Origin of the sequence: Cellulomonas sp. SG140, from assembly GCF_025770785.1 — a bacterium.
Lineage (GTDB): Bacteria > Actinomycetota > Actinomycetes > Actinomycetales > Cellulomonadaceae > Cellulomonas.
The window spans coordinates 128,679-153,610 of sequence record NZ_JANZLA010000005.1 but is presented as its reverse complement, the minus strand read 5'-3'; the positions used below and the strand labels follow the sequence as shown (position 1 = coordinate 153,610).

Here is a 24,932-nt window from a genome sequence, read left to right as displayed (position 1 = left end):
GCGGGTCCCGACGAGCCCGCGTCAGACGGCCGGACCGCAGGCCGCCGCCGCGGTGGCCGCCAGGTGGTCCAGCCCCGGCACGTCGAGCAGCGGCCGCGGGTCGTCCGCCACCGTCCAGCAGCCGTCCACGACCGTGTACTCCGCGGCCGGCCCGTCCACCAGCAGCCGGTCCAGGGCCGTGACCAGGCGATCCACCGCCTCGCTCGTCGTCCCGACGCCGACCGACGCCCGCACCGCGCCGTCTGACGCGGACAGGTGCGCCAGCAGCGGGTGCGCGCAGAACCGCCCGTCCCGCACGCCGATCCCGTGCTCGGCGGACAGCACCGCCGCGACCAGCCCCGGGTCCAGGTCCGCGACCGTGAAGCTGACCACGCCGACCGGGTCCACCGAGTCCGGCCACACCCACAGCACCCGCACCCCGGGCAGCGCCTCGAGCCCGGCCACCAGCCGGGACCGCAGCTGCTCCTCGTGCGCCGTCAGTGCCCCGGCCGGCAGGGCGACCAGCGTCTGGCACGCCTCCGCCAGCGCCACCGCGCCCAGCACGTTCGGCGAACCGGCCTCGTGCCGCGCCGGTGCCGGCTGCCACAACGTCCGGTCCGGACGCACGTCGCGCACCGCACCGCCACCGGCCAGGTACGGCGTGCCCGCGTCGAGCCAGTCCCGCCGGCCGACCAGCGCGCCCGCGCCGAACGGTGCATACGTCTTGTGCCCCGAGAAGGCGACGTAGTCCGCGCCGCTGGCCGCCAGCGAGAAGCCGCGGTGCGGCACCAGCTGGGCTCCGTCGACGGCCACCCGCGCACCGGCCTCGTGCGCGGCCGCCACGACGGCGTCCAGCGGCAGCGACTCCCCGGTCACGTTCGACGCCCCCGTGACCGTGACCAGGGCGTACTCGTTGGCGGCGAGCTCGGCACGCAGCGCGGCCAGGGTCCCCGCGACGGTGGCCGCCACCGGCAGGATCGTGGTCCGGTGGCGGGCGCGGGCGGCATGCACCCACGGCAGCAGGTTGGCGTGGTGCTCCACGTCGAGCACCAGCACCGCGCCGGGCACCACGCCGGCCAGCAGGTTCAGGGAGTCCGTGGTGTTGCGCGTGATGATCGCGACGTCGTCGGCCCGCGCCCCGACGAACGCTGCGACCGTCGACCGCGCGGACTCGTACAGGGCGGTGGACACCTGGGAGAGGTACCCCGCCCCGCGGTGCACCGAGGCGTACAGGGGCAGTACCTCGGCGATCCGGTCCGCCACCGACTGCAGCGCGGGGGCGCTCGCGGCGCAGTCGAGGTTGGCGTAGACGACGCTGCTGCCGTCCACCAGCGGCACCAGGGTGTCGGCCCCGACGACGGGCAGCAGGGCGGGGATGTCGGTGCAGACGGGCGACGTCTCGAGCACGCTGGTCATGGCAGTCCTCCGGCGGGAGGGACCTCGGCGAGGTCCGCGCTTGCCCTCCGCCGGACGGCGGACGGCCCGGTCGTCACCCGGGGCACCCCGCCGCGGAGGGAGGGTTGCCGGCCAGCGAGCCGGGGCTTGCACGCCGCCTGCGGACCCGTGCGGGACCCCAGCCGGCGCTCGCTGGCGCTCATGACCGAGACGAGGTTCGGCGGCGCCCGGGCCCGCTGTCAACCGCCCACGCCCTTGTATCTCGTCATGCAAGACACTTCGTCCGCGCACTGGGACGGCGCTCCGCCCCGGGCATAGCATCTCGCCACCATCCAGAGCGGCCGAGAGACCCGGATCGACGACGCCGCAGCAACCCGCGGACCACGCCCCACGGCGCGGACCGGACACGGGTGCTACCGCCGGGACCGATGGAGGAGCACATGAGCGACATCGACGACCTGACCCCGCGCGAGGCCTGGGACCTGCTCGCGTCCGACGAGCATGCCGTGCTGGTCGACGTCCGCACGGCCGGCGAGTGGCAGCAGATCGGCGTGCCGGACACCGCGGACCTGGGCCGCGAGCCCGTCTTCGTCGAGTGGCTGTCCGGGACCACCCACGCGGTGAACCCGCAGTTCCTCGACCAGCTGGCGCTGGCCGGTGTGCAGCCCGGCGACGGCCGGGACCTCGTGTTCCTGTGCCGGTCGGGCGTGCGGTCCGTCGCCGCCGGTCTCGCGGCGCAAGCGGCTGGTTTCGGTCCGGTGCACAACGTGCTCCAGGGCTTCGAGGGGGACGTCGGCCCGGACGGGCAGCGCGGCCACACCGGCTGGCGCGCCGACGGCCTGCCGTGGCGGCAGGCGTGAGCCGCCGGGTCCCGGGACCCGCCGACTGGGACGACCGCCGGGTGGACCGCGCCGGGCTGCGGCCCGACACGCTCGCCGTGCGCGGCGGCCTGGTCCGCTCGGGCTTCGACGAGACGTCCGAGGCGCTGTTCCTCACCCAGGGCTACGTGTACGAGCGGTCCGCGGACGCCGAGGCGGCCTTCGCCGGTGAGGCCGACCGGTTCCAGTACTCCCGCTACGGCAACCCGACCGTGTCCACGTTCGAGGAGCGCCTGCGCCTGCTCGAGGGCGCCGAGGCGGCCGTGGCCACGGCCAGCGGGATGTCCGCCGTGTTCACGACGCTCGCCGCGCTCGTCTCGTCGGGCTCCCGGATCGTCGCCGCCCGCGCGCTGTTCGGCTCGTCGATCGTGATCTTCGACGAGATCCTCACCCGCTGGGGCGTGCGCACCGACTACGTCGACGGCCACGTCCCGGAGCAGTGGCAGGCCGCGCTGGCCACCCCGGCCGACGTCGTCTTCTTCGAGACGCCGTCCAACCCGATGCAGGACCTGGTCGACATCGCCGCGGTGTCCGCCCTGGCCCACGCCGCCGGCGCCGTCGTGGTGGTCGACAACGTCTTCGCCACGCCCGTCTTCTCCCGCCCGCTCGAGCACGGCGCCGACGTGGTGGTCTACTCCGCCACCAAGCACATCGACGGGCAGGGCCGGGTGCTCGGCGGGGCGATCCTCGGGTCGACGGAGCTGCTGCACGGGCCCGTCCGCACGCTGATCCGCAACACCGGTCCGTCGCTGTCGCCGTTCAACGCCTGGGTGCTGCTCAAGGGGCTCGAGACGATGTCCCTGCGGGTGCGCCACCAGGCCGCCTCGGCGCTGCACCTCGCGGGCTGGCTCGAGCAGCACCCGGCCGTCGCCGGCGTCCGCTACCCGTTCCTGCCGTCGCACCCCCAGCACCAGCTCGCGCTGGCGCAGCAGACGGGCGGCGGCACCGTGGTGACGTTCGAGCTGGCCGTGCCGGAGGGCGCCGGTGCGGACGAGGCCAAGCGCCGCACGTTCGCGGTGCTCGACGCCCTGCGGGTGATCGACGTGTCCAACAACCTGGGCGACGCCAAGTCGATGGTCACGCACCCGGCGACGACGACCCACCGCAAGCTCGGTGCCGCCGGCCGCGCGGCGGTCGGCATCGCCGAGTCGACGGTCCGGTTGTCCGTCGGCCTGGAGGACGTGGACGACCTGGTCGACGACCTGTCCCAGGCGCTGGACGCCGCCGGGTCCGCCGGCTGACCGGCCGGGCGGCTGACAGACCACCCGGCCGGGGGCCCGGGCGGCCCGCCGAGCGGGTCAGGCGACCGTCGTCCCGAAGATCTTGCCGACGGCGTAGGTGATCGCCATGGTCAGGATGCCCATGCCGACGTTGCGCAGGATCGCCCGGCCCTCCGGCGCCTTGCCCAGGCGAGCGCTGAGGAACCCGGTGAGCACCAGGCCCACGACGACGGCCACCACGGTGGCCCACACCCGCGCGCCGTCGATCGGCAGCAGGATCACCACCAGCGGGATGAGCGCGCCGACCGCGAACGAGATGAACGACGAGCCTGCGGCGTGCCACGGGTTGGTCAGCTCGTCCGGGTCCAGCCCGAGCTCGGTCTCGGCGTGCGCGCGCAGGGCGTCGTTCTTCGTGAGGTCCCGAGCCACCTCCTCCGCGACCCGCCGGGAGATGCCCTTCGCCTGGTAGAGCCGGGTGAGCTCCTCGAGCTCCTCGTCCGGCATGTTCTCCAGCTCCCAGCGCTCCTTGGTCAGCAGCGCCTTCTCGGTGTCCCGCTGGGTGCTGACGGACACGTACTCACCGCCGGCCATGGACAGCGAGCCGGCCACCATGCCCGCGATGCCCGCGGTGGCGATGGCCGTGACCGAGGTGGTGGCACCGGCGACGCCGATGACGATGCCGGCGGTGGAGACGATGCCGTCGTTGGCGCCGAGCACGCCCGCACGCAGCCAGTTCAGCCTCGATCCGACCTTCGCGTCGTGCGGCTCCTCGTGCAGCTCGGCCGGGTCCTGGCCGCCCGGTGCTGGCTGGGTCGGCTGCGGGGCGGACGTCGACTCGGGCGCATCGGTCATGGCGACTCCCGGAAAACGAAGGGGTGGTGGCCACCGGCGTGGCGGCCCTGGTCACGACTCTAGGCCGGTCGCCGCGCACGTACCCGGCCGGTGGCGGGCACTGCCGGCTCGCAGGCGGTTGACTCCTCCCATGGCCGATCACCACTCCACCGACCCCGCCGAGAGCCATCGCCTGCGACGGCTCAGCGGGTGGCTCGACGTACGCCCCGGCATCCGCATCGCGGTGTCCGCCGCCGCGGGCGTCGCCGTGGGACTGGTGCTGACGTGGGACTCCGCGGTGGCGGCCGCGATGGGCGCCTGGGCCACCGCGGGTCTGCTGTCGACCCTGTGGACGTGGCTGGTGATCGTGCCGATGAACGCCACCGAGACCGCCGTGCACGCCACCCGTGAGGAGCCGGAGCGGTTCGCGGCGCACCTCATCGTCATCACCGCGGCGCTGGCGAGCCTGTCCGGCGTAGTCCTCGTCTGGACCGGGGCCGAGAAGAAGGCGGGCGCTCTGGGCATGGCCACAGTGCTCGCGGCGATCTTCGCGTCGTGGGCGGCGATCCACACGATGTTCGCGCTGCGCTACGCGCGCATGTACTACACCGGGCCCGACGGCGGCGTGGACTTCCACCAGCAGGAGCCGCCGCAGTACACCGACTTCACCTACATGGCCGTGACGGTCGGGATGAGCTTCGCCATCTCCGACACCGACCTCAAGGCGTCGTCGTTCCGGCGGACCGCACAGGTGCACGCCCTGCTGTCCTACCTGTTCGGCACCGTGATCCTGGCGCTGCTGGTGAACCTGGTCGCGGGGCTGTCGAAGTAGCGCGTCGGCCGGCCCGCATGCGCGCGCCGCGCGGGGTCAGCCGACGAGCGTGTGCAGCACCGAGGTGAAGAAGCGCATCCCGTCGGTGCCGGTCCGCGGCCCACGCGGACCGTCCGGCCCGAACCCCGGTTCGACCGCGTGCTCGGGGTGCGGCATCAGCCCGACGACGTTGCCCGCCGCGTTGCAGATGCCGGCGATGTCCCGGCGGGAGCCGTTGGGGTTCCAGCCGCGGTAGCGGAACACCACGCGACCCTCCCCCTCCAGCTCGTCGAGCGTGTGCTCGTCGGCGACGTACTGCCCGTCCTGGTTCTTCAGCGGCACGGTGATCACCTCGCCGCGCGTGTACTCGCGGGTCCACGGCGTGTCGACGTTCTCCACCTCCAGCTGCTGCTCGCGGCAGACGAAGTGCAGGTGGTCGTTCTTCACCATCGACCCCGGCAGCAGGTGCGCCTCGGTGAGCACCTGGAACCCGTTGCAGATGCCGAGCACCGGCATCCCCTTGCCGGCGGCCTCGACGATCGACGTCATCACCGGCGCGAACCGGCTGATCGCGCCCGCGCGCAGGTAGTCGCCGTAGGAGAAGCCGCCCGGCAGCACCACGGCGTCGACGCCGTGCAGGTCCTCGTCGGCGTGCCACAGGGACACCGCCTCGGCGCCGGACAGGCGGACCGCCCGTGCCGCGTCCCGGTCGTCGAGCGTGCCGGGGAACGTCACCACGCCGATGCGGGTCATCAGGCGTCGGCCCCAGCGGCTGCACCCTCGGCGTCGGCCACGTTCACCACGTCCTCGATCACCGGGTTGCTCAGCACCTGCCGCGCGGCCTCGGCCGCCGCCGCCAGCACCTCGGGCGTGACCGGCCCGTCCACCTCGAGCTCGAACCGCTTGCCCTGCCGCACCGATACGAACTGGGCGAACCCGAGCCGCGGCAGCGCGCCGGCGACGGCCTTGCCCTGCGGGTCGAGGATCTCGGGCTTCGGCATGACGTCGACGACGACGAGTCCCACAGCAGCTCCAGACGGCGTGGCGAACGGGGGTCGGCGCCCATCCTAGAGCGGGCCCCTCCACGGCCGGATCGACCGTCCGCCCGCCGAACCACTCGCCCCGCCGGCACCGACAACCGTTCGGGCCACCGGCACCGTGACCGCTCAGACCTCGGGCACGGCCAGCGGCGACCCGGTGATCCGCTCGTACGCCTCGAGGTACCGGTCCCGCGTCCGCTGCACGACGTCTGCCGGCAGCTGCGGCGGCTCGGCGTCGCCGGCACGGTCCCACCCGGAGGCGTCCGAGGTCAGCCAGTCCCGCACGTACTGCTTGTCGAAGCTCGGCTGCGCGTGCCCCGGCTCCCACTCGTCCGCCGGCCAGAACCGCGAGGAGTCGGGGGTGAGCACCTCGTCGCCGAGGGTGATCTGCCCGGTCACCGGGTCGGTGCCGAACTCCAGCTTGGTGTCCGCGAGGATGACGCCGCGCTCGCGCGCGATCTGCTCCGCGCGGGCGTAGACCGCCAGCGTCAGGTCGCGCAGCGTTGCGGCGGCGTCCCGACCGACCAGGTCCGCGACGGCGGCGAACGGCACGTTCTCGTCGTGCTCGCCGTACTCCGCCTTGGTGGCCGGCGTGAAGATCGGCTCCGGCAGCCGCGAGCCGTCCACCAGGCCGGGAGGGAGCGGGATGCCGGTCACCTGGCCGTTCACGCGGTACTCGGCCAGCCCCGACCCGGTGAGGTACCCGCGGACGACGCACTCCACCGGGAACATGGTCAGCCGCCGGCAGAGCATCGCCCGGCCCGCCACCGCCGCCGGCACGTCGGTGGAGACGACGTGGTTCGGCACGATCTCCGCGAGCTGCTCGAACCACCACAGGCTCAGCTGGGTCAGCACCACGCCCTTGCCGGGGATTCCGGGGCTCAGCACGTGGTCGTACGCCGAGATGCGGTCGCTGGCCACCACCAGCACCACGTCGCCGTAGCGCTCGAAGATCGCGGCACCGGACGGGTCCTCCGCCGGCACGTAGAGGTCGCGCACCTTGCCCGAGTACGCGTGCGTCCAGCCGGTCAGGTCCACCGCATCCGCCATGGCGGCATCCTCCCCCAGCGGCTGCGGGCGTCGCACGACCGTCCGCCGACGTGCCTGTTCAGGGCAGCATCAGGTCCCGCACGTCGCGCAGCCCCGGTAGCGGCGCCACGCCCAGCGGCCGCTTCCAGTAGACCCACGGGAACCACATCGTCCCGATGCGCTGCCAGCCGTCGCCGGGCCGCAGCGGGCCGGCGCCGACGTAGGAGCGGTGGTGCTCCCACTGCTGGTCGGACTCCTCGACCTCGAAGAACAGGGGGCCGTAGGCCACCGCGTGCCAGCCGTACCGGCCCGCGCGCTCCAGCACCCGCATCTCGTTGAAGGCCGTCAGAGGCGTCAGCAGCTGCCGCCGGTGCGGCACCGACTCCCCCGCAGGCTCCGGCTCCGGCAGCTCGTCGCGGCGGCCGTACCGCTGCTGCGCCGCCTGCCGCGTCATGCCGAGCACGTCGCCGATCTGCTCCCAGGTGCAGCCCGCCGACCGCGCCGAGCCGACGGCGGCGACCAGCAGCTGACCGGTCTCGTCGTACGCCGCCCGGGCCAGGCGGACCAGGTCCAGGTGCGAGCCGGGCTCGTGCTCGAGGCGGGCGGCGAGGTCCGGCTCGGCCGCGTCGAGGGCGGCGGCGAGGTGCTCGCGGAGGGTGGGACGGGTCGGGTCGGACGTCGTCATGCGTCAATCATTGCTTGACGTCATCGCCCCCGTCAACCATTCCTTGACGCCCGAGCGTCCGGCTCAGGCGCCCTGGGCCGCCGCCAGCGCGATGTCCGACCGGTGGTGCGACCCCGGCAGGTCGATCGCCTCAACCCCCGCGTAGGCGGCCTCGCGCGCTGCGGTCAACGTCGCCCCCGTGCCGACCACCGACAGCACCCGGCCGCCCGCCGACACCAGGTGCCCGTCGGCGTCCAGCGCCGTCCCGGCGTGCAGGACGTGCACGTGCGGCAGCTGCTCGGCATCCGCGATGCCCGTGATCGGGTCGCCGCTGCGGGCCTGCACCGGGTACCCGTGCGAGGCGACCACCACGGTGACGGCCGCACCGTCGTCCCAGGTCAGCGGCTCGGTCTCGCCGAGGGAGCCGGTCGCGGACGCCAGCAGCACCCCCGCCAGCGGTGTGCGCAGCCGGGCCAGCACCACCTGCGTCTCCGGGTCGCCGAACCGGGCGTTGAACTCCACGACGCGCACCCCGCGGGACGTCAGCGCGAGGCCGCAGTACAGGACCCCCGCGAACGGTGTCCCCCGCCGCGTCATCTCGGCGATGGTCGGCTTCGCCACCGTCTCGACGACCTCGTCCACCAGCCCGGCGGGCGCCCACGGCAGCGGTGAGTACGCGCCCATCCCGCCCGTGTTGGGTCCGGCGTCCCCGTCACCGACCCGCTTGAAGTCCTGCGCCGGCACCAGCGGCACCACGTCCACGCCGTCGCTCAGCACGAACAGCGACACCTCGGGTCCGTCCAGGTACTCCTCCACCACCACCCGGCCGCCCGGCTTGGCCAGGCACTCGGCGGCGTGCGCCAGTGCGGCGTCGCGGTCGGACGTGACCACCACGCCCTTGCCGGCGGCCAACCCGTCGTCCTTCACGACGTGCGGGGCGCCGAACTCGTCGAGCGCCGCCGCCACCTCGTCGACCGTCGTCGCGACGCGCGCCGCCGCCGTCGGGACGCCTGCCGCCGCCATCACGTCCTTGGCGAACGCCTTCGACCCCTCGAGCATCGCCGCCGCGCCGGACGGCCCGAACACCGGGATGCCCGCCGCGCGCACGGCGTCCGCCACGCCGGCGACCAGGGGCGCCTCCGGGCCGACGACGACGAGGTCCGCACCGAGCTCGGTCGCCAGCGCCGCCACCGCCGCGCCGTCGAGCGCGTCCACCGGGTGCAGCTGCGCCAGTGCGCCGATGCCGGGGTTGCCGGGCGCCGCGTGCAGGGCGGTCACCGCCGGGTCGAGCGACAGCGCACGCACGATCGCGTGCTCTCGGGCACCGGTGCCGACGACGAGGATCTCCACGACGGCCGAGCGTAACGGCCGGGTCGAGCGCCGCTGGGAGCCGTCCAGCGTCGGGCCGACCCGCTCCGGCCGGAAGCGTCAGTCCAGCAGCTCGTGCCGCACGACGGTCGCCTCGCGGCCCGGGCCGACGCCGATGGACGACACCCGCACGCCGCTGATCTCCTCCAGGTGCAGCACGTACCGCTGCGCCGCCGGCGGCAGGTCATCGAACGTCCGCGCGCCGGTGATGTCCTCGCTCCACCCGTCCAGGTACTCGTACACGGGCTTGGCGTGGTGGAAGTCCGACTGGTCCGCCGGCATCTCGTCCACCCGGCGGCCGTCCACGTCGTACGCCACCGCGACCGGGATCTTCTCCTTGCCGGTCAGCACGTCGAGCTTGGTCAGCACCAGGTCGGTCAGCCCGTTGACGCGGGCGGCGTACCGGACCACCACCGCGTCGTACCACCCCGTGCGCCGCGGCCGGCCCGTGGTGGTGCCGTACTCGCCGCCGGTGGTGCGCAGCCACTCACCGTCCGCGTCGAGCAGCTCGGTGGGGAACGGCCCCTCGCCGACGCGCGTCGTGTAGGCCTTCGCGACGGCCACCACGCGGTCGATGCGCGTCGGCCCGACGCCCGACCCGGTGCAGGCCCCACCGGCCGTCGCGGACGACGACGTGACGAACGGGTAGGTGCCGTGGTCGACGTCGAGCATCGTCGCCTGGCCCGCCTCGAACACCAGCGTCTTGCCCTCGTCGAGCGCCCGGTTGAGCACCAGGGGCGTGTCCGCGACGTGCGGGCGCAGCCGCTCGGCGTACTGCAGCAGGTCCTCGACGGTCTCCTCGACCGTCACCGCGCGGCGGTTGTAGACCTTCACCAGCAGCTGGTTCTTGCCGTCGAGGGCGCCCTCGACCTTCTGCGTGAGGATGTGCTCGTCGAACAGGTCCTGCACACGGATGCCGATGCGGTTGATCTTGTCCGAGTACGTCGGGCCGATGCCGCGGCCGGTGGTGCCGATCCGCCGCTTGCCCAGGAACCGCTCGGTGACCTTGTCCAGCGTGCGGTTGTACGGCGGGATCACGTGCGCGGCGGTGGAGACGAGCAGCGCCGACGTGTCGACGCCGCGCTGCTCGAGCGCGTCGATCTCCTGGAACAGCACCTCGAGGTCGACCACGACGCCGTTGCCGATCACCGGCACGACGCCGGGCGTGAGGATGCCGGACGGCAGCAGGTGCAGCGCGTACTTCTCGCCCCCGACCACCACCGTGTGACCGGCGTTGTTGCCGCCGTTGAACTTCACGACGTAGTCGGTGCGCGCGGCGAGCTGGTCGGTCGCCTTGCCCTTGCCCTCGTCGCCCCACTGGGCCCCGAGCACCACGACGGCAGGCATGCTTGTCCCCGTTCCGCGCTGCCTCGCAGGTAGGTGGACCGCAGGGTCACGGGCGGCAGCGGGCCCGTCTCCCGCACGAGGCTATCGCCCGGCGCCCTGGGACCCCGACCCGGGCGCCCCCGCTCGCGTCCGACGGGGGCTCGACCTACAGTCGCACCGAGCACCGCCCGTCGCACCGGGCCGCCGCCCGAACCGGAGGAAACCCGTCGTGATCGAGATCTCCACGTCCGCGGCGACGACGACGCTCACGATCGCCGGCGACCTGGACCTCGCGGAGCGCGACCAGTTCCCGGAGATCACCGCGCGCGTGGTGGGTCTGCGCCGGCAGCTGCTGGTGATCGACATGTGCCGCGTCACCTTCATGGACTCCACCGGAGCGGCGTTCCTCATCTCGCTGGCGGACTCCGGCCGCAAGCGTGGTGGTGCGACGGTGCTGCGTGGTCCCGACCCCCGGGACCTGTTCGTCCTCGAGGTGTGCGGCGCCCTGGACATGTTCCGCATCGACACCGAGCACGACTGCGGCGACTCGGTGCCGACGTCGGCGTTCCAGCACCCGAACGCCTGACCGTCCGAGACCGCCCGGTCAGCCGGCTCCTCAGTCGGCCCTCAGTCGGCGGCGTGGCTCGTCGTCGAGCTCGCCGCCTCCGGCAGGGACCCCGGCCGCAGCTTCGCCCACACCACCTTGCCGCCCCGCGCCGGGCGCCAGCCCCAGTCGGCCAGCCGCTCGACGATCTGCATGCCGAACCCGCCGACGCGTCCCGGGTGCCCGTCGGTCGCCACCGGCGGAGTCGGGTTGGCGTCCTCGACCTCGATCCGCAGACCGTCGCCCGTGTCGTACAGCTGCAGGGCCACCCGGCCCCAGCCGTGCAGCACCGCGTTGGCCACCAGCTCGGACACCACCAGCTCGGCGTTCGCCGCGTCGTCGATGTCCCAGGCCTGACAGGTGCGCACCACCGCGTGCCGGGCCCGGCCGATGGACGCGGCCTCGTTGGGGAGCGCCCACCGCCGACGACGAGGGCTGGGGCGCGAGTCCGTCACCTCGGCCTCGTCGGGCACGCGGACCACCACGACCGCGACGTCGTCCTCCGGCTGGTCGGCCAGCCGCAGCAGCAGGTCCTCTCCGATGCCGGCGGCGTCCGTGGCCGTGACGGCCGCCGCGGCGTCGACCAGTGCCGCCAGTCCCTCGCGCAGGCCGCGGTCCCGTCGCTCGATCAACCCGTCGGTGAAGTACACCAGGGCGTCGCCGGGCTCCAGCTCCACGGTCGCGGTGGGCCGCTCGCCACCGCCGAAGCCGACCAGCGGCCCGGCCGCGTCGGAGAGCGGACGGGCGTGACCCTGCCGCACCAGCAGCATCGGCAGGTGGCCGGCGCGGCAGTAGGCCAGCCGCCACCGGTCGTCCGCCCTGGTCAACGTGGAGAACACCAACGCCGCCGACCGCGGCGTCCGCAGGCCGGCGACCAGCTGGTCGACCCGCTCGAGCACCGGCCCCGGCACCGTCACGTCGAACCCGTACGAGCGCACCACCGACCGCAGCTGGCCCATGGTGGCCGCGGCCTCCACGTCGTGGCCCACCACGTCGCCGATCACCACGCCCACCACGTCCGGCGCGATCTGCAGCACGTCGTACCAGTCGCCACCCACCTGCACGTTGGCCGAGTTGGGCGCGTAGTACGTCCAGACGTCGAGGCCCTCGACCTCGGCCTGCTCCGGCAGCATGGCCCGCTGCAGCGCCTCGGCCACCCGGTGCTCGCGCTCGTAGAGCCGCACGTTGTCCACCGACAGGCCCACGCGGCGCGCCGTCAGCTCCAGCACCGTTCGCGTGGAGCCGTCCAGGCCCGCGAGCCCGGAGCCGCAGCGGCCGCGGACCGCCAGCAGCCCCATCACCCGGCGGCGGCCCGCCACGGGGTAGACGACGACGTACGGCTCGCCGTCGGACGGCCGCCCGTGCCGCGCGAGCCAGTCGCTGGCGCTCCCCGGCACGTGCCCGGCACCCTCCGACACGTCGAGCTCGACCGGCCGCTCGCTGTGGCCGTCCAGCAGCTGCTGCACCGGGTCGGCGGCCAGCTCGGCGGCGGGTGCCGCGCGATCTGCCGGCACGTCGGGGGCCAGGTGCCGCCGGCCGACGCCCGTCGGCGGGCGGTCCGGCTCGATGCCGTCGGCAGCACGAAGGCCGCCGTCGTTCAGGTAGAACGCCGCCCAGTCGACGGTCGTGGACCGCAGCAGCGCCACGATCTCGCCCAGTGCGTGGGGGTCGTCGACGTCGACCAGCAGGTCGGACACCTGGGCGACGACGGACAGCGCCTGCCGCTCCCGCCGCTCCTCGGCCACCTCCTCGGCACGCCGTGCCTCGCGCGAGAGCTCGCCACCGATGTCTCGCAGCACCGCTACCCACACGTCGGCGCGAGGTCCGCCACGCACGGGGGCGAGCCGGGCGGAGCACAGCAGCACGCTCCCGTCAGGACGGCGCACCTCCACGGACAGCTCCACGGGCCGTCGGCCGCGCAGCGCCTCGTCGAGGTGGCCCTCGGCGCCGTCGAGCAGCCGGACCCGCGGGCTCCCCAGCACGCCGTGCGGCGCCGACCGCATGGCGTCGAGCGCGTACCCGGTCCGCATCGACGCGGCCGGGTTCGCCCACAGGACGGCCAGACCGTCGACCGAGGCGTCCAGCACCAGCATCGACATGTCGCTCGCCGCGACCGCCTGCGCCACCAGCTCCTGGGTGCTCTCACCCGAGCCGGGGACCGCCGGGTGCGAGGTGGCCGGTAGATTGACCACCATCACCTCCGATCGTCTAGCGTTCGCGACAGGAGCACGTGCCGCGGGACCCAGCGACAGCCGCCCCAGCACGGCCGGCCGGAAGGAGCATCGTGCGAGACGGTAACAGCCCCACGCCGGACGAGCAGGCCCAGGCCCAGGAGGTCGTCGGGGAGCCCGGCGCCGTCCAGGTGATCGTCGGCGCGGACCGTACGCGCATCGTGCTCTCGGGCGAGGTCGACGCCGATCTCGGTGCCGAGCTGGCCGAGGCGACGTCCGAGGCCGAGCAGCGCGGGCTGCCGATCGAGGTGGACGCGCACCACGTGACGTTCATGGACTCGTCGGGCGTGGCGTTCCTCGCGCGGCTGTCGATCCGTAGCCAGCACCGCGTGCGCCTGCTGCGCGTGCCGCCCACGGTGCGCTTCCTGCTCGAGGTGACGCGGATCGGCGAGCTGCTGGACATCGTCGACGACGACCAGGGCGCGCCGTTCGAGCCGCTGGGCGACGGCACGCCCACGTCCTGACCCCGTCTCGCGGCGGCGCGCAGACCGGCTCGCGAGACACCACCGACGCACGAAGGCCCGGGACCATCAGGTCCCGGGCCTTCGTCGTCGTCAGACCGACCTCAGAGCTTGTGCCCCGCGGAGCCGAGCTGCTGGGCGGCCTCGACCAGGCGCGCGGCCATGCCGCCCTCGGCGAGCTTGCCCCAGGCGCGCGGGTCGTACGCCTTCTTGTTGCCGACCTCGCCGTCCACCTTCAGCACGCCGTCGTAGTTGCTGAACATGTGGCCGACCACCGGGCGGGTGAACGCGTACTGGGTGTCGGTGTCGATGTTCATCTTCACGACGCCGAAGCTGACGGCCGCCGCGATCTCCTCGGCCGTGGAGCCGGAGCCGCCGTGGAACACCAGGTCGAACGGCTTGTCCTTGCCGACCTTGGCGCCGACGACCTTCTGGATCTCCTCCAGGATGGCCGGGCGCAGCTTGACGGCACCGGGCTTGTAGACGCCGTGCACGTTGCCGAAGGTCAGGGCCGTCAGGTAGCGGCCCTTCTCGCCGAAGCCGAGCGCCTCGACGGTCTTCAGGCCGTCCTCGGGGGTCGTGTACAGCTTGTCGTTGATCTCGGCCGCGTGGCCGTCCTCCTCGCCACCGACCACGCCGACCTCGATCTCGAGGATGGTGCGGGCCTTCTGCGACAGCTCGAGCAGCTCGGCCGCGATGACCAGGTTCTCGTCCAGCGGGATGTTGGAGCCGTCGAACATGTGCGACTGGAAGGTCGGCTCCTGGCCGTTCTTCACCTGCTCCGCCTCGAGGGCCAGCAGCGGGCGGACCCAGGACTCGAGGTTCTGCTTGGTGCAGTGGTCGGTGTGCAGGGCGACCGTGATCGGGTAGTTCTTGGCGACCTCACGGGCGTACGCGGCGAGCGCCAGCGAACCGGCGACGCGGTCCTTGATGGTCGAGCCGGAGGCGTACTCGGCGCCACCGACCGAGACCTGGATGATGCCGTCGCTCTCGGCCTCCGCGAAGCCCTGCAGGGCCGCGGTGACGGTCTGGGACGACGTGACGTTCACGGCGGGGTACGCGAAACCGCCGGCCTTGGCGCGGTTGATCAGCTCGGCGTAGACCTCGGTGGTCGCGATGGGCATCGCTGTTTCTCCTGCTTCGTCGGGTCCTGAAGTCGTTCCCCCGAAGTCTTCCACGCCACGGAAGGGCCGGAACCAGGACCCGAGGCCCGGCGGCCGCACAGGACCGCCACACGGGCGCCACGGCTCGCCACCACCCCGGGCCGTACCCTGGGGGCCATGCGCCCCACGACCTCTCGTCCCAGCCGCGGCACGTCGTGCTGACCGCGTCCGCCCTGGCAACCGGAGCGGTGCACACGCTCGGCCCCAGCTTCCTGGACCCCGAGCACATCATCAGCTCGTTGGGCACGGCCGCACTGATCGGCGTGATGGCGATCGTCTTCATCGAGGTCGGGCTGCTGTTCCCGATCCTGCCGGGCGACTCCCTGCTGTTCACCGCAGGCGCCCTGGTGGCGCACGGCGGGTCGCACCTGCCGTCCATCTGGTGGCTGTCGCTGATCATGGTGCTGACGGCGTACGCCGGCACCCAGTGCGGCTACTGGATCGGCCGGACGCTGGGCCCGCGGGTGTTCAGCCGCCCGGACTCGAAGATCTTCAAGCAAGAGCACATCGACCAGACGTACGCGTACTTCGAGAAGTACGGCGGCCGCACGCTGGTTATCGCGCAGTTCATCCCCTTCGTGCGCACGTACGCGTCGGTCGCGGCCGGCGTGGGCCGGATGCGGTACTCGCACTTCGCCCTCTACAACGGGATCGGCGTGGTGCTCTGGGCCGGCGGCGTGACGTGGCTCGGCTACGGGCTGGGCAACATCACCTTCATCAAGAAGAACATCGAGGTGCTGCTGGTCCTCATCGTGCTGATCTCGGTGGCCCCGGTGCTCGTCGAGGCGTGGCGGGCTCGGCGCCGGTCGCGCCTGGCCCGGCCGGCGGCCGCCGAGGTGGCGGTCGACGGGGCACCGGCGCTGGACGGCGACGAGGCCTGACGTGCAGGCACCGCGCGAGATCGCCTCGTGGCTGTGCGACATGGACGGCGTGCTGGTCCACGAGGACCGCGCGCTGGCCGGTGCCGCGGAGTTCGTCGGCGCCCTGCAGCAGAAGGGCCGGCCGTTCCTCATCCTGACGAACAACTCCATCTTCACCACCCGTGACCTGCGCGCCCGGCTCGCGGCGAGCGGGATCGAGGTGCCGGAGGAGGCGATCTGGACGTCGGCGCTGGCGACCGCGCAGTTCCTGGTGGACCAGGCGCCCGACGGCGGCAGCGCGTACGTGATCGGCGAGGCCGGCCTCACCACGGCGCTGTACCAGGCGGGCTTCACGCTGACGGCCAGCCGGCCGGACTTCGTCGTGCTCGGTGAGACCCGGACGTACTCGTTCGAGGCGATCACGCAGGCGATCCGGCTGATCCAGGGCGGTGCCCGGTTCATCGCCACCAACCCCGACGTGACGGGCCCGTCCGCGGACGGCGACCTGCCGGCCACCGGCGCGGTGGCGGCGATGATCTCGGCGGCGACCGGCCGCAAGCCGTACTTCGTCGGCAAGCCCAACCCGATGATGATCCGGTCGGCCCTCAACCGGATCGACGCGCACTCCGAGACCACCGTGATGGTGGGCGACCGGATGGACACCGACATGGTGGCCGGCATCGAGGCGGGACTGCGCACCTTCCTGGTGCTCACCGGGTCGACGCGTGCCGAGGACGTGCAGCGGTACCCGTACCGGCCCACCGAGGTCGTGGACTCCGTCGCCGACCTCGTCGGCCGCGTCTGACGCTCCCGGCCGGGACCCCGGTTCGGCCCTGCACGCCCTGGTCGGCGGCCCGAACGGGCCCTTCGTCCTCGCCGATCGCTACTCCCGGGTAGCACCCTCAGGAGGATGCGACACAGCGAGCTGGCACAGGTGCTCCGCGCCGCCAACCCGTGGTGGTCCCGCCGCACGCGGGTCTCCTGGGCCGTCGACGACGTGCACCTCGCCCAGCGCGCACGGCACGAGTGGCTGACCGGCACGCTCGCCGGCCGGGCCGCGCTGTCCGACGTCGCGCACGCCCCCGCCGGGACGGTCACCGTGCTGGTGGGTCCCCGCGGTGTGGGGAAGACGACGGCGGCGAAGGATGCGGTGGTCCAGGCGCTCGCCGAGCCGGACCTGGACGCCCGTGCGGTGCTGTGGGTTCCGGTCGAGGCGACGCCCGATGACCCGTTCCCCGACCGCCCCCCGCTGGACGCCCAGGACCTGGACAACGCGCTGCGGCGGCCGACGCGGGTGGGTGCACCGGCGTGCGACCAGCCCCGGCTGGTGGTCCTGGACGAGGCGTCGGCGTGCGGTGACTGGGCCGACGTGCTGGCGACGCCGGTGCCGGGCGTCCGGGTGCTGGTGACGGCGTCCCTCGCGGGTGCCGCGGTGGAGCGGGTGCAGGCCGGCTGGGAGGGTGCCGCCACCGTGCGGTCGCTGCGCCCGTCGACCCTGGCGGAGCTGCTCGGCGCCCAGCCGGGCGCTGACGCCCGCGTGGTGCGCGAGGAGTACCTGCGGTACGGCGGCTTCGCGCGGGCCGTGGCCGAGCGGCGCGACCTCGGGGACGTCAGCACGGCGTTCGTCGACCTGCTGGCCGAGGGCCTGCGGCGGGACGTGTGCACCGGTGACCGGTCCGCACCGTGCCCGGTCGAGCGGTTGTTCGTCGCGGTGTGCAGCACCACCGGCCGGTTCGTCGAGCCGGCGGAGATCGCCGTCGAGCTGGGCATCCCCGCCGAGCAGGTCGGCCACCTGCTCGACCGGTTGGCGGACGCCGGCGTGCTGGACCCGCGGCGGGGGTTCGTCGACCCGCTCCTGCACCTGCTGCCGTCGCTGCGCGACCCGTCGCTGCCGCACCCGTCGCAGGAGCACGTCGCGACGTACTCCTTCTAGGGCACGACTCGACGACCGACGGCAGCGGCCGCGCGTCAGAAGCTGACGGTCGGCGCCTGGCGGACCTGCGGGTCGTCCACCTCGAAGTACTCCGCCCGCGTGAACCCGAACATGCCGGCGATCACGTTCGACGGGAACGTCTCGACCTTGGTGTTCAGCGCCCGCACGTTGGCGTTGTAGAACCGGCGGCCGGCCGCGATCCGGTCCTCCGTGTTGGACAGCTCGGCCTGCAGCTGCTGGAAGTTCTCGCTGGCGCGCAGCACCGGGTAGGCCTCGGCCACCGCGAACAGCCGTCCGAGCGCGGCGGTCAGGGCGTTCTCCTGCTCGGCCTGCTGGGCCGGGCCGGCGGCCGGGCCGGAGGCGGCGGCGCGGGCGCGCGCCACCTCGTCGAACACCGCGCGCTCGTGCGCGGCGTAGCCCTTCACGGTCTCGACGAGGTTGGGGATCAGGTCGTGCCGGCGGTGCAGCTCGACGTCGATCTGCCGCCAGGCCTCCTGCACCAGGTTCCGCAGCCGGACCAGGCCGTTGTACTGCGCCACCGCCCACAGCAGGAGCAGGACGACGATCGCCGCGATCACGATCAGGACGACGGACACGGGGTTCACAGGACGGCCTCTCCAGGGGTGCTGTCGGTGAGCGGATCGTAGCCGTGGTCCTGCCACACGTGGCGGGGAACGGCGCGGACGACGGCGGCCAGCACGCCGAGGCGGGCCGCGAGCGAGTCGAGGTCCCAGCCACCGGCCTGCCAGGACAGGATCCAGACGCCGTCGATCCGCCACGACACCCCGCGCGCGTCGCCGCGCAGCAGCCGCTCCATCAGCCGGGGGTTGATCACGTCGGTGGCGGTGCGCAGGTCTCCGGTGGTGACGCGGTAGGCGCGGTTGAAGTCCTCGGACTCGAACTGCATGTCCTGCGCGCCGACCAGGTGCGCCAGCACCGTGCCCAGCCCCTCGGGGGTCACCTGGACGGTGGGCAGGTACGCCGGCAGCCGCAGTGCGACGACGTGCGCGTGGTGCACCTGCCGGTTCTTGCCGTTGCCGGTGGTCCAGCGGTAGTCGAAGGCGACCGAGGGGTGCGCCTCGAAGGACCCCTGGACGACGTCGCACGCCCGGCGGTCGCGCCCCTGGCCGAAGGGGTGGGACGAGGAGATCGTCGTCCACTCGTCGTACCGCTCCGCGTACTGCCAGCCGGTGGCCTGCGCCCACACCTTCAGGCGCCGCCGGTTCTGCACGCGCAGCCACGCCTGCCCGGCCGCCGCGGCGAGGCTCAGCAGCACCACCAGCCAGAAGACCCAGTTGCCGGTCACGGTCGCCACCCTTCCGGACCCAGGCGGTACATCTGCCGCGGCTGACGGCGCGTCGCGCCGCCGGGCAGCGGCGGGTTGTCGTCCAGCACGTAGCCCGGGACCAGCTCCGCGAGGTCCACGACGAGCTCGGCCATGGGCGAGACCCGGCTCAGCGCGGTGAGTCCCGGCCTGTGCACGACCACGTCGCCCGCTTCGAACAGCACCTGCAGCGTCGGGTCGTCGACCGCCATCAGTCGCTCCATCACGCGCGGATGGACCATCGCCAGGGCGTGCCTCGGGTCGGCGGAGAGGACTGACCAGCGGGAGTTGAACTCGGCCCACTCGGTGGAGATCTCCTGGGCGCCGACCGCCTCGGCCGCCGCGCGCACCAGCGTCCGCGGGACCAGCCGCACGGGCGGCCCGTGGAAAGGCCGCGTCGTCGTCACGACGTGCCGGGGCACGTCGTCGATCACGTAGGTCATCGAGTACACGGTGCCGCGCTCATCGGTGCGGCTGATCAGGTTCAGCACCTGCGACCGGGTGGTGGCGAACGGCGGTGACTCCCAGCGGTCCTCGAACAGCTGCGGGACGGCTCCGGTGGACCAGCCGCGCGACTCGGCCCAGCTGCGCATGGTTCGGCGGCCGACAGCGACGCCCTCGAGGTTCGTCCGGAACGCCAGCCAGGCGAGCGGCAGGAACAGGACCACCGCCAGGACCCAGGCGAGGCCGCCCACGGTGCGGCCGCTGGCGTCACCGCCCAGCGCCCCGGCGAGAGCGCCCAGGATCACGTCGCTGACCACCCACAGCACGGGCAGCCCCATCGACAGCAGCCCGAAGAGCGCCAGCACCCGCACGGCGCTGACCTGCCAACGTCGGGGACCGCCACCGTCACGTCTCACGACCGGGGCATCGACACGCGAGGCACCGGACGTGAGGCGGCCGGGTCAGGCGAGGCCGAGGTCGGACAGGCCGTACAGGTAGTGGTAGGGCACGCCGAGGGCCTCGATCTTCTCGCGCGCGCCGGTGTCCCGGTCGACCAGGACGGCAACACCGCGCACCTCGGCACCGGCCTCGCGCACCGCCTCGACGGCCGTGGCCACCGAGCCGCCGGTGGTGGACGTGTCCTCGACCACCACCACGCGGCGGCCGGCGATGTCCGGGCCCTCGATACGGCGCTGCATGCCGTGCGCCTTGGCCTCCTTGCGGACGACGAAGGCGTCGAGGTCCAGGCCGCGGCTCGCGGCGGCGTGCAGGAGGGACGTCGCCACAGGGTCGGCGCCGAGCGTCAGGCCGCCGGTGGCGTCGATCTCGCCGGGGCCCAGACCGACCTCCTCGAGGCGGTCCAGCAGCACGTGGCCGATCAGCGGGGCGGCACGGTGGTGCAGCGTCACGCGGCGCAGGTCGACGTAGTAGTCGGCCTCACGGCCGGACGCGAGCGTGACGCGGCCGTGCACGACGGCGAGGTCGCGGATCAGGTCGCGCAGCTGGTCGCGGGTGGAGGCGGGGCCGGTCGGGGCGTCGGGGCTCACGGGTCGCCAGGGTAACGAGTCGGGCCGACAGCGGTCAGGACCGCTCCGGTGGTGGTCAGGACCGCTCGGGCGCCACGTCGGGTGCGGGCTCCTGGTCCTGCAGCTGCTTGCGGTAGCGGCCGAAGGCGCGGATCGCCGACCGCGGCGCGATGCGGGCGACGGCGGCCGCGGCGCGGTAGCGCAGGCTCGGCGTGGAGAGGACCACACCGCGACGGACGTCGGCCAGGGCGGCCGCGACGACGTCCTCCGGGTTGAGGAAGGTGACGTCCGGGAACATCGAGACGTCGATCCCGCCGCGCTGGTGGAACTCGGTGTGCACGAAGCCCGGCTGGACGACGGTGGCGGTCACGCCCGTCCCCTGCAGCTCCACCGCGAGGCCCTCGGTGAACGAGCGGACCCACGCCTTGTGCGCCGAGTACGTGCCGGAGGCGAGCAGCCCCGCCACCGACCCGACGTTGAGGATCGCCCCGCGGCCACGCCGGACCATCGCCTCGGCCGCCGCGTGGGACAGCACCATGACGGCACGCACCATCACGTCGAGCGCGTACTCCTCGCGGGCGACGTCGCCGCCGACGAACTCCTGCGCCAGGCCGAAGCCGGCGTTGTTCACCAGCAGTCCGACGGGACGCTCGTCGTCCCGCAGCCGGTCAGCGACACGGTCGAGGTCGGCCCGGACGGACAGGTCCGCCACGAGCACCTCCGCGCGCACGCCGGCGGCCGCCTCGAGCTGGGCGGCGAGGCGGCGCAGCCGCTCCTCGTCACGGGCCACGAGCACCACGTCGTGCCGCGCGGTGGCCAGCTGCCAGGCGAACTCGAGACCGAGGCCGGCGCTCGCGCCGGTGACCAGTGCAGTACCCATGCGGGCCACCCTACGGACCGTCGGGCGTGCTCGGGGAGGCGTCGGGCCGCACGACGGCCGACGGGTCCGCCCGCCCGGCGGCCAGGCCTGTGGGTGGCCGGGCGTCTTGGTGTCGGGGGTCGCTCGTAGGGTGGGCGGGTGCAGCTGACGTCGCAGACCCCGCTCGACGTGCTGCGCACCGTCTGGGGGTATGACGAGTTCCGCGGCGCCCAGGCCGAGGTGATCGACCACGTGGTGGCTGGCGGCGACGCGATCGTGCTGATGCCGACCGGCGGCGGCAAGTCGCTCTGCTACCAGGTCCCGTCCCTGGTCAGGGAGGGCACCGGCGTGGTCGTCTCCCCGCTGATCGCCCTGATGCAGGACCAGGTGGACGCCCTCTCGGCACTGGGCGTGCGGGCCGGGTTCCTCAACTCGACGCAGGACCCCACGGCTCGTCGAGACACGGAACGGGCGTTCCTCGCCGGTGAGCTCGACCTGCTCTACCTCGCACCGGAGCGGCTGACCGCACCGGACACCCTCGACCTGCTGGACCGGGGACGGGTGGCCCTGTTCGCGATCGACGAGGCGCACTGCGTGTCGCAGTGGGGCCACGACTTCCGGCCGGACTACCTGCAGCTGTCGTTGCTGCACGAGCGGTGGCCGGACGTGCCGCGGATCGCCCTGACGGCCACGGCGACGGCCGCGACGCACGCCGAGATCCGGCAGCGGCTGTCCCTGGGCGACGCGCGGGACTTCGTCGCGAGCTTCGACCGGCCCAACATCCGGTACCGGATCGTGCCGAAGGACAACCCGCGGGCCCAGCTGCTGCAGCTGCTGCGCACCGAGCACGCCGGGGACGCGGGCATCGTCTACTGCCTGACCAGGGCGTCCGTGGAGCAGACGGCGGAGTTCCTCGTCGGGCAGGGCATCGCCGCGCTGCCGTACCACGCGGGGCTGGACCGGGCCGTGCGGGCACGCAACCAGGCGCGGTTCCTGCGCGAGGACGGCGTGGTGATGGTGGCGACCATCGCGTTCGGCATGGGGATCGACAAGCCGGACGTGCGGTTCGTGGCGCACCTGGACCTGCCGAAGTCCGTCGAGGGGTACTACCAGGAGACCGGGCGGGCCGGACGCGACGGGCTGCCGTCCACCGCGTGGCTGGCGTACGGGCTGGCCGACGTGGTGCAGCAGCGGCGGTTGATCGACGGGTCCGAGGGGGATGCCGCGCACCGGCGACGGCTGACCCAGCACCTCGACGCGATGCTGGCGCTGTGCGAGACGGCCGACTGCCGCCGCGTGCAGCTGCTCTCGTACTTCGGGCAGGCGTCGGAGCCGTGCGGCAACTGCGACACGTGCCTGGCCCCGCCCGAGACCTGGGACGGGACGGTTCCGGCGCAGAAGCTGCTGTCCACCGTGGTCCGGCTGGAGCAGCGGGGGCAGCGGTACGGGGTCGGGCACGTGGTGGACATCCTGCGCGGCAAGGAGACCGAGCGGGTGCGCAGCCTGGGCCACGGCGAGCTGTCGACGTTCGGCATCGGCACGGACCTGTCGGACGTCGAGTGGCGCGGGGTGGTGCGGCAGCTGCTGGCCGCGGAGCTGCTGTCCGTGGACACCGACGGGTACGGGACGCTGCGACTCACCGAGGGCAGCGCGGACGTGCTGCGTGGTGAGCGGGAGGTACGGCTGCGGCGGGAGGCGCCGCGGACGGGTCGGTCGCGGACGCGGGGCGGTGCCGCGGGCGGCCGGGCCGGCGGTGCCGGCGCGCCGGACCTGGACGACGAGGCGCAGGCCGTGTTCGAGCGGCTGCGCGCGTGGCGCGCCGGGGTGGCCAAGGAGCAGGGTGTGCCGGCGTACGTCGTGTTCCACGACGCGACGCTGCGGGACGTGGTGACGCGGCGGCCGGCGGACCTGGACGAGCTGGCCGGGATCGGCGGGGTCGGGGCGGCGAAGCTCGAGCGGTACGGCGCGGGGCTGCTCGCGGCGCTGGAGGGCTGAGTGGACCGCGAGGTGGCGAGCGGCGCCGTGCCGTCGGCGGGCGGCGGCGACACAGTCGCGGCGGGGCGGTTGCCCGGGCCGGCGTGGGCGCGGCACGCCATCTGGTGGCACGTGTACCCGCTCGGCTTCACGGGGGCGGCGACGGACGGGTCGTCGGCCGAGCCGGGAAGGGGCCTGCGGCACCTGGTCGGGTGGCTGGACCACCTGGTGGGCTTCGGGGCGAACGGGCTGCTGCTGGGGCCGGTGTTCCACTCCGCGACGCACGGGTACGACACCCTCGACCACCTGCGGGTGGACGCGCGGCTGGGCGGTGACGAGCAGCTGGACGAGCTGATCGCGGCGGCACATGCGCGCGGCGTGCGGGTGCTGCTGGACGGGGTGTTCAACCACGTGTCGGCGGAGCACCCGTGGGTGCGGGACGCCGTGGCCGGCGGGCCGACGAGCGAGGCCGGACGGCTGGTCCGGTGGGACGGCGACCGCCCGGCGACGTTCGAGGGGCACGGCGCGCTGGTGGCGCTCAACCACGACGACGAACGCGTGCGCGCGTACGTCGCTGAGGTGATGACGCACTGGCTGGACCGGGGGGTGGACGGCTGGCGGATCGATGCCGCGTACGCGGTGCCGGCGTCGTTCTGGGCGGCGGTGCTGCCGGGCGTCCGCGCGCGACACCCGGAGGCGTGGTTCCTCGGCGAGATGATCCACGGCGACTACGCCGGATACGTCGCGGAGTCCGGGCTCGACTCGGTCACGCAGTACGAGCTGTGGAAGGCGATCTGGAGCTCGCTGGTCGACCGGAACCTGTGGGAGCTGGCCTGGTCGCTGGGCCGGCACGACGAGCTGGTCGCACGGTTCCTGCCCCAGACGTTCGTCGGCAACCACGACGTCACTCGGATCGCCTCCACGGTGCCACCCGAGCTGCTGACCCACACCGTCGCGCTGCTGGCCCTGCTGCCCGGCATCCCGTCGGTGTACTCCGGCGACGAGCACGGCTTCCGCGGGGTCAAGGAGGAGCGGGTCGGCGGGGACGACGAGATCCGGCCGGCCTTCCCGCCGTCACCGGACGAGCTGTCGCCGATCGGGCTGCCGGTCTACCGCGTGCACCAGGAGCTGTTCGGGCTGCGGCGGCGGCACCCGTGGCTGGTGGACGGGACGGTCGGCGTGTCCGAGCTGTCGAACACGGCGGCGCGGATCACCGTCACGTCTCGCGGCGGCGGCGAGGCGCTGACGCTGGCGCTCAACCTCGGCACCGAGCCGGTGGCGGCGCCCGGCGGGGCACGGCTGGCGGTCAGCGACCCGGTGTGGGGGGACGGGGCGTCCGTACCGCCGAACGGCTGGGCCGTCCACACCGGCTGAGCCCCAGCTGCGGCCCGGCAGCGGAGTGGGTCAGCTGGGCGGTCGACGGCACCGGAGCGGCTCAGCTGCGGCCGGTGGCGGCGTGGGTCAAAAGAGGCCCGAGACGAAGACCGCCCCCAGGGCGAGCGTGGCGTTATCC

The 24,932-nt window shown here is 73.7% G+C and carries 25 protein-coding genes and 1 riboswitch; of the genes, 10 read left to right on the top strand and 15 right to left on the bottom strand.

The window, feature by feature from the left end; translation table 11 throughout:
- Window positions 1-21: 21 nt before the first annotated feature.
- Window positions 22-1,395, bottom strand: a complete 1,374-nt coding sequence (locus N0B34_RS11085) for an aminotransferase class V-fold PLP-dependent enzyme (protein WP_263731451.1) — start codon at window positions 1,393-1,395, stop codon at window positions 22-24.
- 31 nt (window positions 1,396-1,426) lie between these two features.
- Window positions 1,427-1,541, bottom strand: a riboswitch (SAM riboswitch).
- Window positions 1,542-1,814: 273 nt separating this feature from the next.
- Between N0B34_RS11085 and N0B34_RS11080 the strand changes: the two genes are divergently transcribed.
- Both N0B34_RS11080 and N0B34_RS11075 read left to right on the top strand, forming a co-directional pair.
- Window positions 1,815-2,234, top strand: a complete 420-nt coding sequence (locus N0B34_RS11080) for a rhodanese-like domain-containing protein (protein WP_263731450.1) — start codon at window positions 1,815-1,817, stop codon at window positions 2,232-2,234.
- Complete coding sequence (locus N0B34_RS11075) at window positions 2,231-3,493, top strand: O-succinylhomoserine sulfhydrylase (protein ID WP_263731449.1); 1,263 nt, start codon at window positions 2,231-2,233, stop codon at window positions 3,491-3,493. The genes N0B34_RS11080 and N0B34_RS11075 overlap by 4 nt, the downstream gene beginning before the upstream one ends.
- A gap of 57 nt (window positions 3,494-3,550) precedes the next feature.
- Here N0B34_RS11075 and N0B34_RS11070 read toward each other — a convergent pair whose 3' ends face one another.
- On the bottom strand, window positions 3,551-4,324 hold the full coding sequence (locus tag N0B34_RS11070; RefSeq protein WP_263731448.1) for a VIT family protein: 774 nt from the start codon (window positions 4,322-4,324) through the stop codon (window positions 3,551-3,553).
- A gap of 130 nt (window positions 4,325-4,454) precedes the next feature.
- Here N0B34_RS11070 and N0B34_RS11065 point away from each other — a divergent pair, with 130 nt between their 5' ends.
- Window positions 4,455-5,135, top strand: a complete 681-nt coding sequence (locus N0B34_RS11065) for a DUF1345 domain-containing protein (RefSeq protein ID WP_263731447.1) — start codon at window positions 4,455-4,457, stop codon at window positions 5,133-5,135.
- 36 nt (window positions 5,136-5,171) lie between these two features.
- Here the strand turns inward: N0B34_RS11065 and purQ are convergent, their stop codons facing one another.
- The 6 genes from purQ to N0B34_RS11035 all read right to left on the bottom strand — a co-directional run bounded on the left by purQ (window position 5,172) and on the right by N0B34_RS11035 (window position 10,562).
- Window positions 5,172-5,867, bottom strand: coding sequence for a phosphoribosylformylglycinamidine synthase subunit PurQ (purQ, locus tag N0B34_RS11060; protein WP_263731446.1), 696 nt, complete (start codon window positions 5,865-5,867; stop codon window positions 5,172-5,174).
- Entirely contained in the window at window positions 5,867-6,139 is a 273-nt protein-coding gene (gene purS, locus N0B34_RS11055) for a phosphoribosylformylglycinamidine synthase subunit PurS (RefSeq protein WP_263731445.1), read from the bottom strand. Before purS ends, purQ begins: the two co-directional genes overlap by 1 nt.
- A gap of 141 nt (window positions 6,140-6,280) precedes the next feature.
- Window positions 6,281-7,204 (bottom strand): phosphoribosylaminoimidazolesuccinocarboxamide synthase, encoded by a 924-nt coding sequence (locus N0B34_RS11050; RefSeq protein ID WP_263731444.1) that lies wholly within the window; start codon window positions 7,202-7,204, stop codon window positions 6,281-6,283.
- A 58-nt stretch (window positions 7,205-7,262) separates the two neighbouring features.
- Window positions 7,263-7,868, bottom strand: a complete 606-nt coding sequence (locus tag N0B34_RS11045; protein WP_263731442.1) for a hypothetical protein — start codon at window positions 7,866-7,868, stop codon at window positions 7,263-7,265.
- A gap of 63 nt (window positions 7,869-7,931) precedes the next feature.
- Window positions 7,932-9,197, bottom strand: a complete 1,266-nt coding sequence (gene purD, locus N0B34_RS11040) for a phosphoribosylamine--glycine ligase (RefSeq protein ID WP_263731441.1) — start codon at window positions 9,195-9,197, stop codon at window positions 7,932-7,934.
- A 78-nt stretch (window positions 9,198-9,275) separates the two neighbouring features.
- Window positions 9,276-10,562, bottom strand: a complete 1,287-nt coding sequence (locus N0B34_RS11035; protein WP_263731440.1) for an adenylosuccinate synthase — start codon at window positions 10,560-10,562, stop codon at window positions 9,276-9,278.
- A 208-nt stretch (window positions 10,563-10,770) separates the two neighbouring features.
- Here N0B34_RS11035 and N0B34_RS11030 point away from each other — a divergent pair, with 208 nt between their 5' ends.
- On the top strand, window positions 10,771-11,127 hold the full coding sequence (locus tag N0B34_RS11030) for an STAS domain-containing protein (RefSeq protein ID WP_263731439.1): 357 nt from the start codon (window positions 10,771-10,773) through the stop codon (window positions 11,125-11,127).
- A gap of 41 nt (window positions 11,128-11,168) precedes the next feature.
- Here N0B34_RS11030 and N0B34_RS11025 read toward each other — a convergent pair whose 3' ends face one another.
- Window positions 11,169-13,340, bottom strand: a complete 2,172-nt coding sequence (locus N0B34_RS11025; RefSeq protein WP_263731438.1) for a SpoIIE family protein phosphatase — start codon at window positions 13,338-13,340, stop codon at window positions 11,169-11,171.
- An 89-nt stretch (window positions 13,341-13,429) separates the two neighbouring features.
- Between N0B34_RS11025 and N0B34_RS11020 the strand changes: the two genes are divergently transcribed.
- Window positions 13,430-13,840 (top strand): STAS domain-containing protein, encoded by a 411-nt coding sequence (locus N0B34_RS11020; RefSeq protein WP_263731437.1) that lies wholly within the window; start codon window positions 13,430-13,432, stop codon window positions 13,838-13,840.
- Window positions 13,841-13,941: 101 nt separating this feature from the next.
- Here N0B34_RS11020 and fbaA read toward each other — a convergent pair whose 3' ends face one another.
- On the bottom strand, window positions 13,942-14,961 hold the full coding sequence (gene fbaA / locus N0B34_RS11015) for a class II fructose-bisphosphate aldolase (RefSeq protein WP_263731436.1): 1,020 nt from the start codon (window positions 14,959-14,961) through the stop codon (window positions 13,942-13,944).
- Between the two features lie 194 nt (window positions 14,962-15,155).
- Between fbaA and N0B34_RS11010 the strand changes: the two genes are divergently transcribed.
- The 3 genes from N0B34_RS11010 (at window position 15,156) to N0B34_RS11000 (ending at window position 17,793) form a co-directional block, all read left to right on the top strand.
- Window positions 15,156-15,881: a VTT domain-containing protein gene (locus N0B34_RS11010; RefSeq protein WP_263731435.1), complete on the top strand. Its 726-nt coding sequence runs from the start codon at window positions 15,156-15,158 to the stop codon at window positions 15,879-15,881.
- Between the two features lie 40 nt (window positions 15,882-15,921).
- On the top strand, window positions 15,922-16,665 hold the full coding sequence (locus N0B34_RS11005; RefSeq protein ID WP_263731605.1) for an HAD-IIA family hydrolase: 744 nt from the start codon (window positions 15,922-15,924) through the stop codon (window positions 16,663-16,665).
- Between the two features lie 105 nt (window positions 16,666-16,770).
- Complete coding sequence (locus tag N0B34_RS11000) at window positions 16,771-17,793, top strand: AAA family ATPase (RefSeq protein ID WP_263731434.1); 1,023 nt, start codon at window positions 16,771-16,773, stop codon at window positions 17,791-17,793.
- A 35-nt stretch (window positions 17,794-17,828) separates the two neighbouring features.
- Here N0B34_RS11000 and N0B34_RS10995 read toward each other — a convergent pair whose 3' ends face one another.
- The 5 genes from N0B34_RS10995 to N0B34_RS10975 are packed head-to-tail and all read right to left on the bottom strand — an operon-like array spanning window position 17,829 to window position 21,466.
- Window positions 17,829-18,389 carry a LemA family protein gene (locus tag N0B34_RS10995; protein WP_263731433.1) on the bottom strand — a complete coding sequence of 187 codons (561 nt, stop codon included), beginning with the start codon at window positions 18,387-18,389 and terminating at the stop codon, window positions 17,829-17,831.
- Window positions 18,390-18,394: 5 nt separating this feature from the next.
- Window positions 18,395-19,099: a hypothetical protein gene (locus N0B34_RS10990; protein WP_263731432.1), complete on the bottom strand. Its 705-nt coding sequence runs from the start codon at window positions 19,097-19,099 to the stop codon at window positions 18,395-18,397.
- A complete protein-coding gene (locus N0B34_RS10985; protein WP_263731431.1) occupies window positions 19,096-19,977 on the bottom strand; it encodes a hypothetical protein in 882 nt (293 codons plus the stop codon). Before N0B34_RS10985 ends, N0B34_RS10990 begins: the two co-directional genes overlap by 4 nt.
- Before the next feature lie 45 nt (window positions 19,978-20,022).
- On the bottom strand, window positions 20,023-20,607 hold the full coding sequence (pyrE, locus tag N0B34_RS10980) for an orotate phosphoribosyltransferase (protein WP_263731430.1): 585 nt from the start codon (window positions 20,605-20,607) through the stop codon (window positions 20,023-20,025).
- Between the two features lie 55 nt (window positions 20,608-20,662).
- Window positions 20,663-21,466, bottom strand: a complete 804-nt coding sequence (locus tag N0B34_RS10975; protein ID WP_263731429.1) for an SDR family NAD(P)-dependent oxidoreductase — start codon at window positions 21,464-21,466, stop codon at window positions 20,663-20,665.
- A gap of 138 nt (window positions 21,467-21,604) precedes the next feature.
- On the opposite strand from N0B34_RS10975, the gene recQ reads away from it, so the two are divergent.
- Both recQ and N0B34_RS10965 read left to right on the top strand, forming a co-directional pair.
- Window positions 21,605-23,440 carry a DNA helicase RecQ gene (recQ, locus tag N0B34_RS10970; protein ID WP_263731428.1) on the top strand — a complete coding sequence of 612 codons (1,836 nt, stop codon included), beginning with the start codon at window positions 21,605-21,607 and terminating at the stop codon, window positions 23,438-23,440.
- A gap of 69 nt (window positions 23,441-23,509) precedes the next feature.
- The gene (locus N0B34_RS10965; protein ID WP_263731604.1) at window positions 23,510-24,793 is read left to right on the top strand and encodes an alpha-amylase family glycosyl hydrolase; all 1,284 of its coding nucleotides are present in this window, start codon (window positions 23,510-23,512) and stop codon (window positions 24,791-24,793) included.
- The last annotated feature ends 139 nt before the right edge of the window (window positions 24,794-24,932 follow it).

Coding starts and splice junctions, on each gene's coding strand:
- N0B34_RS11035 (WP_263731440.1), bottom strand. CDS start 10,562: ATGCCTGCCGTCGTGGTGCTCGGGGCCCAGTGGGGCGACGAGGGCAAG.
- N0B34_RS10975 (WP_263731429.1), bottom strand. CDS start 21,466: ATGGGTACTGCACTGGTCACCGGCGCGAGCGCCGGCCTCGGTCTCGAG.
- N0B34_RS11065 (WP_263731447.1), top strand. CDS start 4,455: ATGGCCGATCACCACTCCACCGACCCCGCCGAGAGCCATCGCCTGCGA.
- N0B34_RS11050 (WP_263731444.1), bottom strand. CDS start 7,204: ATGGCGGATGCGGTGGACCTGACCGGCTGGACGCACGCGTACTCGGGC.
- N0B34_RS11045 (WP_263731442.1), bottom strand. CDS start 7,868: ATGACGACGTCCGACCCGACCCGTCCCACCCTCCGCGAGCACCTCGCC.
- fbaA (WP_263731436.1), bottom strand. CDS start 14,961: ATGCCCATCGCGACCACCGAGGTCTACGCCGAGCTGATCAACCGCGCC.
- N0B34_RS11025 (WP_263731438.1), bottom strand. CDS start 13,340: ATGGTGGTCAATCTACCGGCCACCTCGCACCCGGCGGTCCCCGGCTCG.
- N0B34_RS11080 (WP_263731450.1), top strand. CDS start 1,815: ATGAGCGACATCGACGACCTGACCCCGCGCGAGGCCTGGGACCTGCTC.
- N0B34_RS11085 (WP_263731451.1), bottom strand. CDS start 1,395: ATGACCAGCGTGCTCGAGACGTCGCCCGTCTGCACCGACATCCCCGCC.
- purQ (WP_263731446.1), bottom strand. CDS start 5,867: ATGACCCGCATCGGCGTGGTGACGTTCCCCGGCACGCTCGACGACCGG.
- N0B34_RS11000 (WP_263731434.1), top strand. CDS start 16,771: ATGCGACACAGCGAGCTGGCACAGGTGCTCCGCGCCGCCAACCCGTGG.
- N0B34_RS11005 (WP_263731605.1), top strand. CDS start 15,922: ATGGACGGCGTGCTGGTCCACGAGGACCGCGCGCTGGCCGGTGCCGCG.
- N0B34_RS11070 (WP_263731448.1), bottom strand. CDS start 4,324: ATGACCGATGCGCCCGAGTCGACGTCCGCCCCGCAGCCGACCCAGCCA.